The following is a 19,128-nucleotide window of genomic DNA, read 5'->3' as shown; positions in this document are numbered from 1 at the left end:
CAATATTAACCACCAATTGTCGACATCGACTCAGATACTTTGTTATCTTGTGACCTGTTTTTCTCTGCTTCATAGCCATCTTTGGCTCTACTTTTAAAAGCACCAATTAAAGCAGTTTTAATCGTTTCGTCATCAGCTTCACTGCGGAGTATTTTGCGTAGATCAAGTACGCCACTGTCATACAGGCAGGTTTTTAATGTGCCTTGTGCAGTTAACCTAATACGGTTGCAACTTCCACAAAAAGTACGAGTAAATGCGGCTATTATACCAATGTTACCAGCATAACCAGGTATTTGGTATTTTACAGCAGTAGCAGCTTTTTCGGTTGGTAATTTACTTATTGCTGGAAAGTGCTGAGTGAGTTCTTCTAGAATTTTCTTAAAGTTCCAGTTCAAAACCGGATAATGACTCCCTTCTCCATTAAAAGGCATTTCCTCGATAAACCTCACTTCTACAGGATGTTTTTCTGTGAATTTGGCAAGCTCATAAATATCTTCTGTGTTTTTGCCTTCCATCACCACAGCATTAATCTTAACTTTAAAGCCTTCATCCAGCATTTCGTAGAGCGTATCCATTACTTTTGGAAGTTCATCTCTTCTGGTAATCTGGAAAAACCTGTCTCTATCAAGGGTATCTATACTAAGGTTTATATCAGTAATTCCTAATGCTTTTAGTTGAGGTATATATTGTTTTGTAAGCACTCCATTAGTTGTAATATTAATTTTTTCAATGGCTGTATTAGCTCTTATGCGTTCAAGAAACTCAATTAATCCTCTTCTTACAAAAGGTTCTCCACCAGTAATTCTTACTTTGTTTACTCCCATTTCAGATGAGATACGTACAAGTCGCTCCATTTCTTCGTAAGTAAGCAATTCCTTTTTAGGGAGGTATTTTATTCCTTCTTCGGGCATACAATAAAAACATCTCAGGTTGCAACGATCCGTTACAGCAAGGCGCATATACTCTATTGGTCTATTGTAGTTGTCTGTAATTTTCATTTGGTTTTGCAACGTGAAGTGAATTATAATGAAGTTTTGCTTTGTTAACTAAGCTAATAAATAAAGAATTCCGCTTAATTACCTAAAAGTATGAAAATATGAAGATAAAACTCAAAATATGCCCTGTGGTTTTTTTGGCGCTACTTTAATCTTGTTAAGAATTTTCAAAAGAAATTTTTTGTATATTTATTTTTTAGCGAAAATTTGCTAAGTTTAACTGATTCGCAAAAATGATAATTGAGTTATTATGACAGGTATTGAAAAATTTACTTCACCAATCGGGGTTGCTCTTGACCGTTTTATTTCTGCAAAACAAGAAGAATTTACTTATGCAACAGGAGAACTTTCACAGTTACTAAGAGACATTGCGTTGGCTTCTAAGATTATTAATAGGGAAATCAACCGAGCAGGTTTATCTGGAATCGAAGGTAGTATAGGAGCAGATAATATACAGGGAGAAAGACAACAGATGCTAGATGTAATCGCCGACTACAGGTTTACTAGAGCTTTGGTAAGAGGTGGGCAAACCTGTGGTATAGTTTCAGAAGAGAATGCTGAAATTATCGATACTAAAAATCATAATGCAAAATATATCATTACAATAGATCCTTTAGATGGTTCTTCTAATATAGATGTAAATGTTTCTGTCGGAACTATTTTTTCAATTTACAGAAGAAAATCTCCTATTGGCACACCACCAACTTTAGAAGATGTATTGCAAAAAGGAACAGAACAAGTAGCAGCAGGCTATATATTATATGGTTCTTCTACCATGTTGGTGTTTACCACAGGTTTCGGTGTAAACGGATTTACTTACGAACCATCATTAGGAGAGTATTTCCTCTCTCATCCAGATATGACCATTTGCGAAGACGGTAATATATATTCAGTAAATGAAGGAGGCTATTATTCTTTTCCTCAAGGTGTACAAGATTATATAGATGAATGTAAAAAGAAAAAAATGAGAGCTAGATATATTGGTTCTCTTGTTGCCGATTTCCACAGAAATCTATTAAAAGGTGGAATTTATATGTACCCATCTACTAAAGAATACAAAAATGGTAAACTAAGATTACTTTATGAGTGCAATTCGCTGGCATTTATAATAGAACAGGCAGGAGGATACGCTTCTAATGGAGAGAAGAGAATTCTAGAAATAGAGCCAGAAGAAAAGCATCAGCGAACACCATTATATATTGGCTCAAAAAATATGGTAAAAGAAGTGCTAAACCGAGTCAATGTAACTTCAATAGCATAAAACTCAATATCTTTTTATATGCGAAACCCTTAGGAGCTTTTTCTAAGGGTTTTTTCTTTGTTTTTACTAAAAGAAAGTAATTCTTACTTGAGGTTAAATATCTTAAAAAGCGAATATTAGATGTATTTAAATATTACTTTAATAAGTAATTGATATAATAATAAGAATATTAGAGGTGTTTGTTAGGCATAAACGGTATTTTATTCTGAAAATGTGTTATATTTTGATTGTAATAATAGTATGAGAATTAGTTTGTGAATAAAATTAAAGTGCTATCAATATAAAAAACTTACACCGTTATAAATGCGAAATCAACGGACACTGTAAATAATTTTAGATATGAATAGCTTAAAAAAAATCACCACTTTAACTTTTTTACTAGCAGGATTACAAATCGCATTATTCGGACAATCTAATGAGCAGTTGACAGAAGAGAAGGGAGCACAAGTAGTAGAAATTAATACTTCGGCTCATTGCCAAGATTGTAAAGATAGAATCGAATATGAATTAACTTTTACAAAAGGTATTGTAAGTACAGAATTCGCAGATGACTCACAAACGCTTACTGTAAAATTTAAATCTAAAAAGATAAATAGAGACGAAATTAGAGCTTTAATCTCATCTATGGGATATGATGCAGATTATGTAAAAGCAGATAAAGATGCATTCAACATGTTACCTAAATCTTGTAAAGCCCCTGCATTAAAAGCTGCAGGTAATTGAGGTTTAATACTATTAATTAGCAACTAGTAAGGCAATGTCTAAAAGCATTGCCTTTTTTATTGAAACTATTATTGCTTTTCAGGCCTTTAAATAGGCAATTATGTATAAAGTTTTACGATTAAACTAAAGACACTTTTATTAGTCGAGTGTAAGTATTGCTTGGTATTTGCACCAGTAATTTTTTTAACTTTAATCAAGATATGAAAAAAAGTATTTTTTTTCTGCTAACTATCATCTCGCTGATTCAAACTCAAAATCTGTTTTCTCAGAAGATATCCAAAAAAGCTCAAAAACTTTATCAGGAAGGAAGAGAAGCAGCCGGATCGAGAAATTTTAATAAAGCTATTAATAACATGGAAAAAGCTTTGGGCATAGCACCGAATTATGCTGAAGCTCATCGTGATTTGGCTTTTTTTTATTTTTCTCTTAGAGATGTAGCTAATGCTAGAAAACACTATCAGGCGGCAGCCGACCTAAAACCATCTGACAAAGCTTTTGCCCCAGCATATATTCGTTTGGCAGAGTTTAATATTACCGAAGGTAAGTACAATGAGGCTTTAAAATATGCCAAAGAGTTTCTCAGCTCGAACCCAAGTGCACGGTATGTGAACGATATTAATCTGGCAAATAAGATTATAGAAACTTCTGATTATGCGATTGAGGCAATGAAAAAGCCTATGAAATTTGAGCCTGTTCCTTTACCTGCATCAGTTAACAAATTGCGCCAACAGTATTTTCCCTCACTTACTGCTGATAAAGAAACCATGATTTTTACTGGTAGAACAGGGGATAATGAAGACATTTATCAAGTAAATTTTGAGAATGGTAATTGGCAAGATCCTACCATAATTGAAGAATTGAGTTCTAAATTTAACGAAGGTACTTGTAGTATTTCGGCTGATGGTAAAACCATGATTTTTACAGCATGTGTAGGAAACAGCGACAGAAAAGTATATGGTGCTTGCGATTTGTTTATCAGTTATAAAACTGGCGATACATGGAGTACCCCCGAAAATATGGGTAGTAACATTAATACAAAAGCATGGGAGTCTCAGCCGGCTTTATCTGCCGATGGTAGGGAAATATATTTTATTTCAGATAGAGGAGGAGGAATTGGGCAGAACGATATTTGGATGAGCAAAAAAGACAAAGAAGGAAACTGGATGCCATCAGTAAACTTAGGCAAACCTATAAATACGCCTTTAAATGAGGTTTCTCCTTTTATACATGCAAATGGTAAAACATTGTTTTTCTCATCTAGAGGGCACGAAGGTTTTTGGGGTTACGATCTTTACAGAGTAGAAAAAGAGGAAAAAGGCAGTTGGGGAAAGCCCGAAAATCTTGGTTATCCAATAAACGATTACCACGATCAAGTATCTCTGGTAATTACAGCAGATGGAAAGAAAGGGTATTACTCACATGAAGTTCGCGATGAAAGACAGCAACTAATCAGTACGCTATTCGCATTCGATATTCCAGAAGAAATTAGAATTAAAGAATCTAGTGATATCGTAAAGGGAAAAGTATATGATGTAAAAACAGGAGAGGTACTAGACGCCAAAATCGAATTGACAGATATTGAGAGTAATGAGGTGATTTCGATTGTAAATTCTGATGCGGAAAATGGATCGTATGTAATTGTACTCACAGCAGGTGCTGAATATGCATTACATGTAAATAAAAATGGATACTTGTATAAAAGTTTGAGCTTTGACTATAAAGCGGAGAAAGAATCACAGGAAATTTCTTTGGATATTCCTCTTGAGCCAGTAGTAGTTGGTTCTAAAGTAACCCTCAATAATATTTTCTTTGAATTCGGTTCTTATAGCCTCTTATCAAAATCTAAAACAGAATTAGATAAGCTAGTAAATTTTATGCAAGATAACAAAGACATAAAAATTGAGATTGGAGGTCATACAGATGATGTGGGCTCAGATACAGCTAATCAGGAACTTTCTCAACAAAGAGCTGGAGCTGTTGTAAATTATTTAACTGAGGCAGGTGTTTCTAAAGAAAGACTTACTGCTATTGGTTATGGAGAAACTCAGCCGGTAGTTGCAAATGATTCTGACGAGAACCGAGCTTCAAATAGACGTATTGAGTTTAAAATATTATAGGATGAACTGAAAGTCAGTATTTTCTGATTTTAAAATTTAGCCTGTTGCAATTTTTGTAACAGGCTTTTTTGTGCCGTTTATCCTCAATTTTATGGGTATATATTATTTTTTTTAGCCTTTCACTTTGCCATTTACTAGCTTTAGAATTCATTAATTGGCTTATTGATAAAACTACTGCATATGAATTTAAAATTTATCAGATTATGCCTGTTTGCATTTTGTATAACAGGATTAACTAACTGGCAAACAAGTAAAGCAAATGATCTCTACGATTTAGATTTACTCAACTATACCCTCGCTTTTCAAGATACTACCAAAAAAGATTCTACTAAAACTGAAAAGAAAGACGAGAAAAAAGCACTTCCCCTCAAACCAGAAAGAAATGTTTCTTTCACTACCAATGAAGGTACTTGGATTTCATTAGATGTAAACCCTGCCGGAGATAGTATTGTCTTCGATTTAATGGGCGATATATATATTATCCCTTTTGTGGGTGGCAATGCACGTGCAGTTACTAGCGGTTTACCATACGATGTGCATCCGCGATATAATAATGATGGAAGCAGTATTGTATTTGTTTCAGACTCTAGTGGTTCAGACAACATCTGGACAATGGATTTGAAAACCAACGAAAGAAAACAAATCACGAAAGATAATAACCAAAATTACTTTTCTGCCGATTGGAGTCCAGATGGCAAATACGTTGTTGGAGCTAAAGGAAGGAGAAATATCAAACTTTACATTTACCATAAAGATGGTGGTGGCGGTATTCAAATTACAGATAAGCCAGACGCTTTAAAAACCACCGATCCAACTTATAATGGAGATGGTACAAAGATTTATTTCTCTCAAAGACGTGGCGCATGGAATTACAATGCACAATTACCTCAATATCAGATAGGATGCTACGATCTTGAAGCTGGTGAAGGTAGTGTGGTTACTTCTCGCTATGGTTCTGCTTTTACACCAACCCTTTCACCCGATGGTAAATGGATGGTTTACGGAACTCGCTTTGAAGATGAAACCGGATTAATGCTCAGAAATTTAGATTCAGGTGACGAAAGTTGGTTAGCTTACCCAGTTCAGCGCGACGAGCAGGAATCAATTGCTCCATTGGGTGTATTACCTGCTATGTCTTTTACACCAGACAGTAAGTTTTTAGTAACTTCTTACGGAGGTAAAATTTATAAAATAGCAATTGCAGATAAAGTAGCTACAGAAATTCCATTTGAGGTAAATGTTTCTTTGCCTATGGGGCCAAGGTTAGAGTTTAAATTCCCTATTGAAGATAAAGAGGAAGTAGTTGCTACGCAGATTAGAGATGCAGTTCCTTCGCCAGATGGCTCTAAACTCGCATTTACTGTGCTCAACAAGCTTTATGTAATGGATTATCCATCAGGTAAACCTGAAAAACTTACAAAAAATGAGTTTACTGAAGCGCAGCCAACTTGGTCGCCAGATGGAAAATGGATTGTATTTACCACTTGGTCACCAGAAGGAGGGCACCTATACAAAGTAAATATTGAAGGTAAGCCAAAGCCTGTACAGTTAACTAAAGCTTCTGCAATTTATGGTTCTCCTGTTTGGTCTTTTAATTCTAATAGAATTGTATTTACAAGAGGTAAAGCTCAAAATTATAAAGATGCATACGATCCGATGGCTTTTGCTGCTACAGAAGATTTGTGTTGGATAAGTGCCGATGGTGGAGAAGTTCAATTTATAACAAAAAGCAATGGTCGTGGTAATCCTCATTTTATTAAAAGCGACGATCGAATCTACCTCAATAACTACTCAAAAGGTTTGGTTTCTATCAGGTGGGATGGAACCGACGAAAAGGAACATGTTGCAATAACAGGTATTACTACTTTTGGTAGTATGCGTGAGCTAATTGAGAGCCATGATAATAGCCATAGCAACTTTAGCTTACTTCCACAAGAAATGGAGATGAAAGCAGTAAGTGAACCATCTAAGGCAGATGTTATTCTAATGGCTCCGGAGGGCGATCAAGCTTTGGCAAAAATCAATAATGAGATTTATATAGTTACTGTTCCTAAGGTTGGTAAAACCCCTAAAATATCAGTTTCAAATCCAGAAAGTGCTTCTTTCCCTTCTAAGAAGCTAACAGAGTTAGGTGGAGAATTTCCTTATTGGTCTGCCGATGGTAAAAAAGTACATTGGTCTTTAGGGCATAGCCATTTTGTATATGATTTAGATGAAGCAAAAGCTTTTGAAGATTCAGTAAAAGCGGCTAAAAAGGAAGAAGCCAAATTGAAAGCAGAAGAGAAAAAGGAAGAAGAGAAAGATGATGAGGAAAAGGTTGAAGAAGAAAAGGAAGAAGAAGATGAGAAGAAAAAAGATAAGTATGAAGCCGAAGAGCATAAGATAGAAGTACTTATCAAAAAAGATATTCCTAAAGGAGTTGCATTGCTACAAGGTGCCAGAATTATTACCATGAAAGGTGATGAGATTATCGAAAATGGTGATATTTTAATTGAAAACAACCGAATAAAAGCAGTAGGCACAAGTGGAAGTTTAACAGTCCCGAAAGGTGCAGAAGTAATTGATCTGAAGGGTAAAACTGTGATGCCGGGCTTAGTTGATACTCACGCACATATGTGGCCTGTTTGGGGCATCCATAAAACACAAGTTTGGATTTATGCAGCAAACTTGGCTTATGGAGTTACTACGACTCGCGATCCACAAACTGCTACTACAGATGTATTAACTTATTCAGATTTGGTGGATGCTGGTGAATTGTATGGACCAAGAGTTTATTCTACAGGTCCGGGAGTTGGTTTCTGGGCATACAATATCAAAAGTTTAGATCAAGCAAAAAAGGTTTTGAAACAGTATAGCGAGTACTACAATACCAAAACCATTAAAATGTATCTTACTGGTAATCGCCAGCAAAGACAGTGGATAATTATGGCCGCAAAAGAGCAAGGATTAATGCCAACTACAGAAGGTGGTCTTGATTTTAAACTCAACATGACGCAACTATTAGATGGCTATCCGGGTCATGAGCATGCATTGCCAATCTATCCGATTTACAGCGATGTAGTAAAAACGATTGCCGAATCTCAAATGGCTGTTACTCCAACCATGTTAGTGGCATATGGAGGTCCATTTGCAGAGAATTATTACTATGCAACTGAGCAGCCTTACAATGATCCTAAGATGCAGTATTTCACTCCTTACGAAGAATTAGCAGGCAAAGCAAGAAGAAGAGCTGGCTGGTTTATGGACGAAGAACACGTATTCCCGAAACATGCTGAGTTTATCAAAAACTTAGTAGAAGAAGGTGGATTAGCAGGAATCGGAAGCCACGGGCAGTTACAAGGTTTGGGTTACCACTGGGAGCTTTGGTCTGTGCAATCTGGTGGAATGAAAAACCACGATGCATTAAAAGTGGCGACCATTATTGGCGCAGAAGCTTTAGGTTTAGATAAAGATTTGGGTTCTGTAGAAGAAGGAAAACTGGCTGATTTAGTGATTTTGAACGAAAATCCTTTAGAAAACATCAGAAACTCAAACACCATACAGTATGTGATGAAAAACGGTAGACTTTACGAAGGCAACACCCTAGACGAAGTTTATCCTGATAAAAAGAAAGCTGAAAAATTCTGGTGGCAAACTGTTAAACCAGAAGGTTTGCCTGGAATTAAAGAATAAATTTGTTACTTGTCTCTATCGATTATTTGGAAGGCTTTCTATTGGAAGCCTTCCTTTTTTTATTCATTTCTATATTTAATCATAATTTCTTTAAACAACTCAGCAGTGGTTGGTGGAGTGTAAGAAATGGCATTAGCACCAGTGTCTATGGCTTTTTGAATGGTTTCATCAGACTTACCACCAGTAGCGATAATGGCTACATCGCTGTTGATATCTTTTATTTTTTTAATAATGTCTGTGGTTTTATCAGCACCAGAAACATTAAAAATGTCTACTCCGGCATCAATCCTTCCTTTAAAATCTTCTTTGTCAGAAACTACTGTGATTATCACCGGAATATCTACTTTGTCTTTCAGTTTTTTGATTAATTCGTTAGGTGTTGGCTTGTTTAAAACTACACCCAAAGCACCTTGAAACTCAGCATCTAAAGCCAATTCGATTGATCTTTCTCCTGTTGTAATACCACCTCCAACGCCGCAAAAAATTGGTTTGTCGGCAGCAAGAATAAGTGAATGAGAAATTAACGGTTGAGGTGTAAATGGGTAAACAGCAATAATTGCATTGGCATTGGTATTTCGAATTATAGCTACATCTGTACTAAACAAAAATGATTTAAGTAGTTGGCCAAAAACACGAATACCAGAACAATTATTTATAATTTCTGGAACAGTAACTATATTTTTTCTGAGTTTGCTTGTAAATTCTGGTATCTTCTTCATATTGATTGGATTTTGATAAGATAAATACCAACAAAGCAGCTAAATGTTTGAGTTAGTTGATGTTAAATTTTCAAATCATTTAAGCAAAAAAAATCTGTAAGTTAAATGAATAACCTACAGATTTTTTATGATGATGTTTTACAAAAAAGGCTTTTTATTCTAAATGATTATCCGTATTCTTACCACAAGCTCAAGTGAGCGTACAAGCAATTAATATTCTGTCAAAAATATCATTTTCAAAGTATCTTCTATTGAGTTTGTAACAGAACTCATCTAGATAATTCTGTAGATACCCTGGCCTTGTATGCTGATATATCCCTTGTAGGACTTTCTTTGCATTCCCAATGGCTGTATGTACCCAAGGTAGTTTGATATGGGCCTGTTTTGAGGGCACTTTTTCCACATCCATCTCGAACTCTCCTGTCAGTGACTGATAGGTTGAATAGCCATCTGTAATCATCTTGGCATTCTGGGCAACATGCCGGGTAATCGTATTTCTAGCAGTTTCTACTGTAAAATCAGCGCATACAGCCATTTTGAAATACTTGCACCTTTTAGAAGGGCGGTGTTTTTTAGGCTGTAGCACCACCTCTGTCTGTGCAAAGACCATCGCCATGGTCTGCTTCTGGCTCCCCCTTCCCCGCTTTCTCTCCTCTTCCTTCTGCCCCTCGGGTACTAGTGTTTCAAAGAACCCTTCGTCTACCTCAATATTGCCTCCCAGCAAGTAGTGGTTGTCCCGTTGGCCCATCGCAGAGCGTATTTTGTGCATCATTGCCCAGATAGGTTCATAGCGCTTATGATTGAGCTGCCTCTGCACATTACAGGCAGAAGAACCTTTCTTGCTACAGCCCATCAGCCAGATAGCAACGAACCAGTAGCGAAACGGAAGTTTGGAAGCTTCCATGATGGTGCCACTGCGGAGGCCTGTCCTAAAACTGCATGACTTGCATTGGTACATCTGCTTGCTATTTAGCCAGTAATGCTCTTGGCTACCGCATTTCTTGCAACAAACACCTGCTTTATCCCTGATTTCCTTGAAACGCTCACGGCATACCTGCTCATTGCGGTACGCTTCCATGAATTCAATAATACTATCCATAATGACCTGTTTTTGAGCTAATTTCGAAGCGCAGACCATACCCTATTTACTTTGTGGTAGCTTTACGGATAATCATTTTATTCTAAAACAAAACCTACTTCCTGATCGCCTACTCTTAAAGTAAAATCACCCGGTTCGAGAATTTTTTCACCTTTGGTATTAGGGTAGCTTAAGTGTTCACCAGCATCAATTTTGAAAGTGAATGTCTTAGCCTCGCCAGGAGCAATTTCTAATTTTTCAAAGTGCTTTAAAGCTTTTACTGGACGAGTGAAAGTGCCCACTTCATCAGAAATAAACCATAGCACAGCTTCTCTACCAGCCTTGTTTCCAGTATTGGTAACTGTAACACTTGCTGTAATGCTGCCTTCTGTATCTAAAGAAGTTGCGCTTAAAGTAAGGTCGCTGTATTTGTATGAGGTATAAGATAAACCATAGCCAAAAGGTGCGATGGTTGTCATTGATAGTGCTTTATCAAAATCGAAGAAGAGCTCCATGTTTTTGTGGTTGTATGGGAACCAGTGGCCGGGTTGTGCCGGATAAGAGAACGACATTTTACCACTTGGATTCACTTTGCCACTAATTACATTTGCAATAGCTGTTCCGCCTTCAAAACCAGGTAATCCGCACCAGATAAAAGCATCGCAATCTGGCAGTACATCTGTAATGGTTCTTGGTCTACCGGCAATCATTAATAGAATAACAGGTTTGCCGGTTTCTTGAGCAGTTTTAATTAGTTCGAGTTGTTCATCGTCTAACTCAAGATTCGAGAAGTTTCCCGGAGTTTCTGAATAAGGTTCTTCACCCGCAGCAATTATAATTGCATCTGCACCTGCTGCACTTGCTTTTAAAGTTTTTTGATCTGCTAATTGAACCTGAGCATTTGGGTAAGCATCTTGTAAAGCGGTGTAAACAGTTGGCATGTCTTCTGGATATAACTTATCATCATAAGTAATCCAACGAAGTGACCAACCACCAGCTAAACCTCTTTTAGAATCTGCATTGTGCCCTGCAACTACAATTTTCTTAGGAGCAGTTAAAGGTAAAATACCTTCATTTTTGATTAATACTAAAGATTCTTCAGCGGCTTTTCTTGCTTTTGCTTTGCTCTCTTTTCTACCGATACGATCTAGGCGAGTATCTTGTGGAAATGGATGTTCCCAAAGTCCGAGCTCCATTTTCATTCTAAGAATTCTTGAAACAGAAAGGTTAATTCTGTCCATAGAGATTACTTTTTCTTCTACCAATTCTTTAAGCGCTCCACAGAAATCGGTTGTATAAGGAGTCATCGACATATCGATACCAGCCATAATTGCTTTAAAAGTGGCTTCTTTCATGTCTTTAGCAACTTTATGGGTAGTGTGTAATCTAATTACATCTTCCCAGTCTGTTACTACTACCCCTTTAAAGCCTAACTGATCGCGAAGTACATAGGTAAGTAGTTCATAAGAGGCATGAACAGGTATGCTGTTTATTTCACCTCCATTAATCATAAAAGATTTAATACCTGCATCTACTACTGCTTTAAAAGAAGGAATATGGAACTCGTATAACTGTTGTTTATCTATAGTAGCAGGAGTTCTATCCCAGCCATTGTCTGGGTCAGAATAACCGATATAGTGTTTCGCAGTGGCTGCTTGTTTATAAGGTGCTGTTTGAGGATGTTCTTGAAGCATTTTCACATAAGCAGCGCCCATGCTAGCAGCAAGGTAAGGATCTTCACTATATGTCTCATAGAAGCGTGGCCAGTATGGATTTCTTCCTACATCGAGTACCGGAGCAAATATCCAGTGGTGGCCAAGGTCGGCAGTTTCTAAACCTAGTACATATGCTTCATCAGCAGAAAACTGGGTATCGAAAGTAGCACCGATATTAAAACTGTGTGGAAAAATGGTGGAACCTTCCAAATAATTGGCGCCATGCATATGGTCTACGCCATAGATTATAGGAATACCATGTTTATCGTGTCTTAAAGCGATTTCTTGTAATTGCTTAGAATACTTGTACCAGTTTTCTGCCGGTACTGCAATTCCATTAAGAAAAGAGCCAATGTGAAAACTATCTAGATAGTAAATTAATTTGGCAGTATCGATTTCCAGTAACGTTTCCGGAGGTGCACTCGGACTGCTTGCTGGTGTAGAAATCTCTTTAGCAAACTGAGAGTTATTTATCTGGGTCATTTGCCCAATTTTCTCTTCAAGCGTCATGGAGCCAAGTAGGTCTTCTATCTTTTCTTCCATGGCTGTATTGTTGGTTCTTTCCATCTCCATTCGCCTTTTATCTGTAATGAGGCTTTGTGGGTCACTATCGAAAGAACACGCAGAAAGGAGCATGTTTGCGATAAACATGCTCAATAAGATTTTTATTACGGTATGTATTTTCATGATAATTGGTTGTATTATTTGGAATTTGCTGACTTATAAATCAACCGAATGATTTAATTACTCGGCAATCTGTACTCCTTCAAGATTTATTTTTGAATTATATATAACAGAGTCTATTTCCAAATTTGCAAACTCTTTTTCCATTGCAATTGAAGCGTTATGTGCAATTTCTTGAGTTTGGCAAAGCGCAAATACTGAAGGTCCCGAACCTGAAATACTGCAACCTAATGCACCGGCATCGATCGCTGCTCTCTTAACTTTTTCGTATCCCGGAATTAATAAAGAGCGCACTGGCTCAATAATTACATCTTCTAATGAGCGAGCGATAAGGGAATAGTCTTTTCGTGCCAAACCAGCAACCAGACCAGCAATATTTCCCCATTGTTTTACAGCATCTTTCAACTGAATTTCAGTACGAAGTACTTTACGAGCATCTTCAGTTTTTACTTCGATTTGTGGGTGTATAATGGCAATAAATAGATCTTCTGGAAAATCTAACCTTATTACATCAAGTGGAGAATAACTTCTTACCAATACAAATCCACCTAAAATAGCTGGAGCAACATTGTCTGCATGTGCAGAGCCGCAAGCAACTCTTTCTCCATGCATAGCAAATTGTACCAGTTCTTCTTTTTTGAGTGGTTGATCTAGAAGCATATTTGCTCCAAAAACACCTGCTGCAGCACTGGCCGCACTTGAACCAATACCGCTACCAGGTTTAATTTTTTTCGTTATCGTGACTTCAAAGCCTGTATCAGAAGCAATGTGAGAAAGATACGTTTGCATAGCAACACCAATGGTATTGTCTTCTGCTTTAAGAGGAATGCCTTTGTAAGGTGTCGTATTAAAAATAGTAATACCAGGCTTATCTTTCTTTTTAATAATAATTTCATCTCCCGGGTTTTCTAATGCGAAACCCAGAATATCAAAACCGCAGGCAACATTGGCTACAGTGGCAGGTGCAAAAATTCTGATACTATTTTCCAATTTTATGTTTGTTTGCTTAAGAATCAGGTCAAATTTAAAAACAAAAAACATCTCCTAGGCGAAAATTTGAATTACATCTCCTGATTTTTAACATTTGAACTATTATTACTTATTGTTTAATCAGTAATCGGGTGTTAGTTTAGCATTTTCGTAATTTTTTTGAATGATTTCAAAACAGCTTTGTTTGACAATTTGTAGTAATACAAGTATTCATTAACTGATCACCAGCTTGAACTCGGTATTAAATAAAACTATATTCGACAAACTTGAATCAACAGAAATTGCAGGCGCATTGCTAGATGCTGCTACAAATTCTGGACTGCCCATTGCTATTTGGAAGTTACCTCAAGCTGAAAAATTTAATGTTGTTCTCAGCTATTCTAACAACATTCACATAGCACAACCAGAAATAGAAAATTCACCTTCTGGTTTTATTGTTTCTCCATTTAAAACAGACAGCCCAATCTCATTTATTAAGGCAGATTTGTTTTATTCTTCTGATGAAGTTTTTCCTAAAGAAGCACCTCAGGCTTATGGTTCTGAGGAGTTTGGTAACAAGCAAAAGTTTTGGGATGAATTAGAAGAATCGGTTAGGGAAATAAAAAGAGGTAAGCAACCTGAGTATCATACAAAAAGTATCGAAGAGTCTAACCCTGAAAACAGAGCTTATATGGAGCTTGTTTACAAAGGGGTAAAGTCTATAAGTGAAGGAGCATATCAAAAAATAGTTTATTCTAGAAGTAAGTCTGTTGATAAGCCATCTCACTTTCATGCTACAAATGCATTTTTATCATTAGGTTATAAATATCCAACTGCTTTTGTATCATTAATCTCTCTACCAGAAGAAGGAACTTGGATAGGAGCCTCGCCAGAGATTTTAATAGAAGTAAACTCTCAACGATATTTTAGAACTATAGCCTTGGCAGGAACGCAAGCACGAGACCAGTTTGATAAGCTTTGTGATGCTACTTGGCGCCAAAAAGAAATTGAAGAACAAGCACTAGTAGGCAGGTACATTATAAGTTGTTTTAAAAAGATTAGGCTTAGAGAGTTTGAGGAAATTGGCCCAAAAACGGTTGCGGCAGGTTCTATTATTCATTTAAGAACCGACTATAAAGTGGATATGGAAGAAGTAAACTTTCCGCAGTTAGGTTCAGTAATGTTGAAGTTACTGCATCCAACTTCTGCAGTTTGCGGTATGCCTAAAGATGTTACTATGCAAGAGGTGTGTAAAAACGAAGGTTACGATCGACATCTTTACAGTGGTTATCTAGGTCCAGTAAATATTGAAGACAATACCAATATTTTTGTAAACCTCAGATGTATGCAAGCTAGTGACGAGAAACTTGTTTTTTATGCAGGAGCTGGCATTACAGAAGACTCTGATGCTGAGAAAGAATTTAATGAAACTGAAATGAAAATGGATATCTTGAGAAAAGTAGTGCTTACTCAAGATTAACTCACTAAGCATTCAGATATTCAGCTAGAATCTTGGTTTTGCTAAAGTCGAGCGATTGCCAGTCTTTTTCCAAGTCTTTTATCTTCATTACCTCATCCATAATTGCTTTTTGCTTATTGCCAATAGCCAAAGCATCTGCATAAGGTATGTGACTAAACGTAACCATTGTGTACAAAGGAATCCACTTTTCAGGAAATTCTTTATGGATTTTTGCTTCAATTTTTTTCCTGAGTAAAAATTCTGGGTCTGCTACCAAATCGCGCATTTCTATAAAATTTTGCAAGGCGAGGTTAGCAATAGCATCTGCATCTTTTTTTCTGTTTTTCTGAAAAATATCAAAAACATTTTCGAGTGAATGATTTTCATTTTCTAGTAAATCATCCAATATGGAGCAGTCTTCAAAACCAGCATTCATACCTTGCCCATAGAAAGGCACAATGGCATGAGCTGCATCTCCCATTAACAGTGCATTTTCATTATTCCAAGGCTCACATTTTATAGTAACCAAAGAGCCAGTTGGGTTTTCTAAGAATTGTTGAGTGAGATCTGGTATTAAATCCAGTGTATCTGGAAAGTATTTTTTGAAAAAGTCTTCTATTTGTGTTTCTGTTTTAAGATTTTCAAAAGAGTGTTCAGCTTCATAAGCCAAAAACAAAGTGGCAGTAAAACTTTTATCTGCATTGGGCAGCGCAATTAGCATAAACTGTTTTCTAGGCCAGATGTGTAAAGCATTTGGTTCAAGTGCAAAATTATTAGACTCAGTAGGTTTAATGTGCAATTCTTTATAGCCATGTTTTAGAAACTCTTGAGCATAATTGAATCTACTAGTTTTTTGCATGGCATTTCTCACCGCTGAAAATGCTCCATCTGTACCTATAAGATAATCGTATTGGGCTTCAGTTACAGTGCCAGAAGTATATTCTTTAAAATTTAAGCTGTGTGTATCGAGATTAACATCTGTACATTTCTGATTAAAATAGAAATTGACATGAGGTGATTGGGTACTTTCTGTTATGAGTGTTTCATTTAGACCACCTCGAGAAACAGAGAAAATCTCCTGTCCAGTTTGCCCATAAGGCTGAAAGGTTATTTCGCCATCTATACTGTGCATCATTCTACCTCTCATTGGAATTGCCTGTTCTTTTATTTTTTCTGCGATTCCCGCTTTTTCTAGTGCTTTCCAACCTCTATTACTCAAAGCCAGATTAATAGATCTGCCACCTGCAAATGATTTTTCTCGCGGGTCTGGGCGCATGTCGTAAACATCAACTTTATGCCCTTTCCTCGCCAATAAAATTGATAATAAAGAACCGACTAAACCCGCACCATTTATGGTTATTTTTTTTGTTTCAGTCATGAAATTTTATGCTGCTGTTTAAAAAATTGCTTCCTTTACAAATTAATATCAATACCTCTAATTTACAGAGGAGATAAAAAGAAAACCAAATTATGAGCATAGAACATAATAGAGTATCGATTGCTTTTGGTAATCGTTTGAGAGTGCGGGTTTGTGGTATCTGTATCGAAAATGATAAAGTATTAATGGTGAGGCACCAGTCTTTGGGAAATGGTTATTTGTGGGCTCCACCCGGTGGTGGTTTAGATTTTGGCGAAACTTTAGAAGAAGGTTTGCAAAGAGAATTTGTAGAAGAAACTGGGATGGAAGTAAAAGTGGTTAAGTTTCTTTTTGTGCATGAATATTTAGATAAACCGCTGCATGGCATAGAACTATTTTTTGAAGTAAAGCAAACAGGTGGGGTAATGAAAATGGGTACTGATCCCGAGATGTCTTCAAAAGATCAGATAATAGACCGTCTTAAATTTTTATCTTTTAATGAAATTAAAGAACAGCCAGAAGGATGTGTACATAATGCTATTTTGCATAGTAGCTCAGTAGAAGAGTTGCTGGCAATGCAAGGAATTTATCATCATATAGTATAAAAAAACCACTCGTAAATCTCTGAGTGGTTTTTTTAAAATATATAACTGTTTGCGATTGAAATATTCTTATGAAACGATATTCATCTTACGTGAAGCGGTGAACTTACCTGTTTCTAGTTTGTAGATGTACATACCGGGAGCAAGCCCTCGTACATTCACTTTAATGTCGTGTTCACCATATTGCATGTAGCTATCAACCATCACTTTTACCTCTTTGCCTTCAACATTAAACAGTCTTAATTTAACTTGACCAGAGTTGTTGATATAAAAGTTAATCACTGTTTCATCTTTAGCAGGGTTGGGGTAACAATTGTTTAGACGGAATCTATCGTTGAAAAACTCGTCACTTGTGCCAGTAACAAAGTTGCTGTTTACGATCGGGATCTGGTTGTCTAAAAAGGCCGCTTTTTTCTCATCTGTATCCAGTTTAAAAACATCAGCTACTTCATCATAAGGAGAACCCATCCAATTCTGCATTACAGAAGTAAGTACTTGTCTGTAATCGACTTGCATTTTTAGGTTGCCGCTTTTAAGATCGCTGAGGTCTGGAGTGCCTCCAAAAACTCCGGGGTTTACCCATTTTCCAAAAGCCATTAGTGGCCATGCATCTCCGTGATCAGTACCATAACTGCCATTAGATACAGCTCTTCTTCCGAACTCAGACATAGTTATAGTCATAACCTTGTCTTCTGTGCCAGAAGCTCTTAAATCGGCTTGAAAAGCCTGTACAGCAGAAGAAATATGATACATTAATGCAGCGTGATGCCCAAAGGTAGGATCGTAGCTTTCAACTTGGTTTGCATGCGTATCAAAACCACCTATTCTAACTAAGAAAAATCTGGTTTGTATGCCACCTCTCAACAGGCGTGCAATTAATTGGAACTGACCAGAAAGTGGATTAGTAAGTGCCTGAGATGTTGCATATGGATAGTTTTCAGGATAAGTAATTGAAGATTCGCCACCTTTATCATACACTTCTTTTAATCTTTCTCCATATACGTGAGATTGCTCATCCATATCCATAATGTATTTGAGCTCTTCTCCGTAGTTAGAATCTGGAAAACTGGTAATGCTTTGCTGATCGATGCTTTCTAACAAATCGTGAAAAGCTACCGGGCTATCTACAGACAAAGACATTGGGAAGGAATCATCTCTTCTGAAAATCAAAGACACTCCTCTTCCGATTTCTAATCCTGGAGGATCTTTCATCGCATTTTGTCCATCATAAGGTAGGTTAGAAGCATCACCGTCTGGATAAGCAGGATATTCTTTGTCTAGAAATCTACCCATCCAACCTGAGCGGTAGGTGTCTTCATATCCTCCTCCCATAAAAAATACATCTCTTCCTCTAAAGTGTGAACCATTGGCATTTTCATAAGATACACCATGAACTATTCCGACTCTTCCTCTATCATATAAGTCTTTAACACCTAACATATCTGGGTGTATACCCACTTTGTCTTCGTCTGGCAAGGTGTTATCAAGTTCAATATATTTTCTGTTGCCACTTTCTGGAATGGCTATATTAGGTCTTAAGTTATAATAGTTGCTGTACTGGCTTACAGGAATTACCATGTTTAGTCCGTCGTTGCCTCCGTGCATTTGCAGTACAACCAGTACATTACCATTGTTTTCGTTAATCATTCTTGCTAACTGGTGGTTGTTAGCCAATAGACTTACTGGCATACCACCTAAGAAAAAAGGTGTAGCAGAAGCCTGTGATAATTTTTTTAAGAAATTTCTTCTTTTCATAATGCAACGTATGCTTTTCGGA

The 19,128-nt window shown here is 36.8% G+C and carries 13 protein-coding genes and 1 pseudogene; 6 read left to right on the top strand and 8 right to left on the bottom strand.

All coding sequences use genetic code 11. The features are described 5' to 3' along the window. Positions 1 to 5: 5 nt before the first annotated feature. The gene (moaA, locus tag OQ292_RS04625) at positions 6 to 998 is read right to left on the bottom strand and encodes a GTP 3',8-cyclase MoaA (RefSeq protein ID WP_284684881.1); all 993 of its coding nucleotides are present in this window, start codon (positions 996 to 998) and stop codon (positions 6 to 8) included. A gap of 247 nt (positions 999 to 1,245) precedes the next feature. On the opposite strand from moaA, the gene fbp reads away from it, so the two are divergent. The 4 genes from fbp to OQ292_RS04605 all read left to right on the top strand — a co-directional run bounded on the left by fbp (position 1,246) and on the right by OQ292_RS04605 (position 8,768). Next, a complete protein-coding gene (gene fbp / locus OQ292_RS04620; RefSeq protein WP_284684880.1) occupies positions 1,246 to 2,256 on the top strand; it encodes a class 1 fructose-bisphosphatase in 1,011 nt (336 codons plus the stop codon). Positions 2,257 to 2,595: 339 nt separating this feature from the next. Beyond that, positions 2,596 to 2,979 carry a heavy-metal-associated domain-containing protein gene (locus OQ292_RS04615; RefSeq protein WP_284684879.1) on the top strand — a complete coding sequence of 128 codons (384 nt, stop codon included), beginning with the start codon at positions 2,596 to 2,598 and terminating at the stop codon, positions 2,977 to 2,979. A gap of 200 nt (positions 2,980 to 3,179) precedes the next feature. Continuing rightward, a complete protein-coding gene (locus OQ292_RS04610; protein WP_284684878.1) occupies positions 3,180 to 5,096 on the top strand; it encodes an OmpA family protein in 1,917 nt (638 codons plus the stop codon). 180 nt (positions 5,097 to 5,276) lie between these two features. Further along, the gene (locus OQ292_RS04605) at positions 5,277 to 8,768 is read left to right on the top strand and encodes an amidohydrolase family protein (RefSeq protein WP_284684877.1); all 3,492 of its coding nucleotides are present in this window, start codon (positions 5,277 to 5,279) and stop codon (positions 8,766 to 8,768) included. A 59-nt stretch (positions 8,769 to 8,827) separates the two neighbouring features. Here OQ292_RS04605 and OQ292_RS04600 read toward each other — a convergent pair whose 3' ends face one another. The 5 genes and pseudogenes from OQ292_RS04600 to OQ292_RS04585 all read right to left on the bottom strand — a co-directional run bounded on the left by OQ292_RS04600 (position 8,828) and on the right by OQ292_RS04585 (position 13,954). Continuing rightward, the gene (locus OQ292_RS04600) at positions 8,828 to 9,487 is read right to left on the bottom strand and encodes a beta/alpha barrel domain-containing protein (protein WP_284684876.1); all 660 of its coding nucleotides are present in this window, start codon (positions 9,485 to 9,487) and stop codon (positions 8,828 to 8,830) included. Between the two features lie 190 nt (positions 9,488 to 9,677). After that, the gene (locus OQ292_RS04595; RefSeq protein WP_284683380.1) at positions 9,678 to 10,391 is read right to left on the bottom strand and encodes an IS1595 family transposase; all 714 of its coding nucleotides are present in this window, start codon (positions 10,389 to 10,391) and stop codon (positions 9,678 to 9,680) included. 42 nt (positions 10,392 to 10,433) lie between these two features. Then, positions 10,434 to 10,565 (bottom strand): annotated as a pseudogene (locus OQ292_RS41100) (transposase); the annotation flags it as partial. 98 nt (positions 10,566 to 10,663) lie between these two features. After that, entirely contained in the window at positions 10,664 to 12,967 is a 2,304-nt protein-coding gene (locus OQ292_RS04590) for a glycoside hydrolase family 3 N-terminal domain-containing protein (protein WP_284684875.1), read from the bottom strand. A 57-nt stretch (positions 12,968 to 13,024) separates the two neighbouring features. Beyond that, on the bottom strand, positions 13,025 to 13,954 hold the full coding sequence (locus OQ292_RS04585) for a homoserine kinase (protein WP_284684874.1): 930 nt from the start codon (positions 13,952 to 13,954) through the stop codon (positions 13,025 to 13,027). Positions 13,955 to 14,183: 229 nt separating this feature from the next. On the opposite strand from OQ292_RS04585, the gene OQ292_RS04580 reads away from it, so the two are divergent. Next, on the top strand, positions 14,184 to 15,413 hold the full coding sequence (locus tag OQ292_RS04580; RefSeq protein WP_284684873.1) for a chorismate-binding protein: 1,230 nt from the start codon (positions 14,184 to 14,186) through the stop codon (positions 15,411 to 15,413). A gap of 4 nt (positions 15,414 to 15,417) precedes the next feature. Here the strand turns inward: OQ292_RS04580 and OQ292_RS04575 are convergent, their stop codons facing one another. Further along, positions 15,418 to 16,770 carry an FAD-dependent oxidoreductase gene (locus OQ292_RS04575; protein WP_284684872.1) on the bottom strand — a complete coding sequence of 451 codons (1,353 nt, stop codon included), beginning with the start codon at positions 16,768 to 16,770 and terminating at the stop codon, positions 15,418 to 15,420. 92 nt (positions 16,771 to 16,862) lie between these two features. Between OQ292_RS04575 and OQ292_RS04570 the strand changes: the two genes are divergently transcribed. After that, positions 16,863 to 17,354 (top strand): NUDIX domain-containing protein, encoded by a 492-nt coding sequence (locus tag OQ292_RS04570; RefSeq protein ID WP_284684871.1) that lies wholly within the window; start codon positions 16,863 to 16,865, stop codon positions 17,352 to 17,354. A gap of 66 nt (positions 17,355 to 17,420) precedes the next feature. Here OQ292_RS04570 and OQ292_RS04565 read toward each other — a convergent pair whose 3' ends face one another. Further along, positions 17,421 to 19,106: a DUF1501 domain-containing protein gene (locus OQ292_RS04565; RefSeq protein ID WP_284684870.1), complete on the bottom strand. Its 1,686-nt coding sequence runs from the start codon at positions 19,104 to 19,106 to the stop codon at positions 17,421 to 17,423. Positions 19,107 to 19,128: the final 22 nt, after the last annotated feature.

It is taken from the genome of Chondrinema litorale, from assembly GCF_026250525.1.
GTDB lineage: Bacteria > Bacteroidota > Bacteroidia > Cytophagales > Flammeovirgaceae > Chondrinema > Chondrinema litorale.
Note: the sequence above shows the minus strand (reverse complement) of the source record. Positions and strands in the feature narration are given on the sequence as shown.

What these genes read in the sequence shown, in the direction of transcription:
- moaA (WP_284684881.1), bottom strand. Translation starts at nt 998, where the DNA reads ATGAAAATTACAGACAACTACAATAGACCAATAGAGTATATGCGCCTT.
- fbp (WP_284684880.1), top strand. Translation starts at nt 1,246, where the DNA reads ATGACAGGTATTGAAAAATTTACTTCACCAATCGGGGTTGCTCTTGAC.
- OQ292_RS04615 (WP_284684879.1), top strand. Translation starts at nt 2,596, where the DNA reads ATGAATAGCTTAAAAAAAATCACCACTTTAACTTTTTTACTAGCAGGA.
- OQ292_RS04610 (WP_284684878.1), top strand. Translation starts at nt 3,180, where the DNA reads ATGAAAAAAAGTATTTTTTTTCTGCTAACTATCATCTCGCTGATTCAA.
- OQ292_RS04605 (WP_284684877.1), top strand. Translation starts at nt 5,277, where the DNA reads ATGAATTTAAAATTTATCAGATTATGCCTGTTTGCATTTTGTATAACA.
- OQ292_RS04600 (WP_284684876.1), bottom strand. Translation starts at nt 9,487, where the DNA reads ATGAAGAAGATACCAGAATTTACAAGCAAACTCAGAAAAAATATAGTT.
- OQ292_RS04595 (WP_284683380.1), bottom strand. Translation starts at nt 10,391, where the DNA reads ATGGAAGCTTCCAAACTTCCGTTTCGCTACTGGTTCGTTGCTATCTGG.
- OQ292_RS04590 (WP_284684875.1), bottom strand. Translation starts at nt 12,967, where the DNA reads ATGAAAATACATACCGTAATAAAAATCTTATTGAGCATGTTTATCGCA.
- OQ292_RS04575 (WP_284684872.1), bottom strand. Translation starts at nt 16,770, where the DNA reads ATGACTGAAACAAAAAAAATAACCATAAATGGTGCGGGTTTAGTCGGT.
- OQ292_RS04570 (WP_284684871.1), top strand. Translation starts at nt 16,863, where the DNA reads ATGAGCATAGAACATAATAGAGTATCGATTGCTTTTGGTAATCGTTTG.
- OQ292_RS04565 (WP_284684870.1), bottom strand. Translation starts at nt 19,106, where the DNA reads ATGAAAAGAAGAAATTTCTTAAAAAAATTATCACAGGCTTCTGCTACA.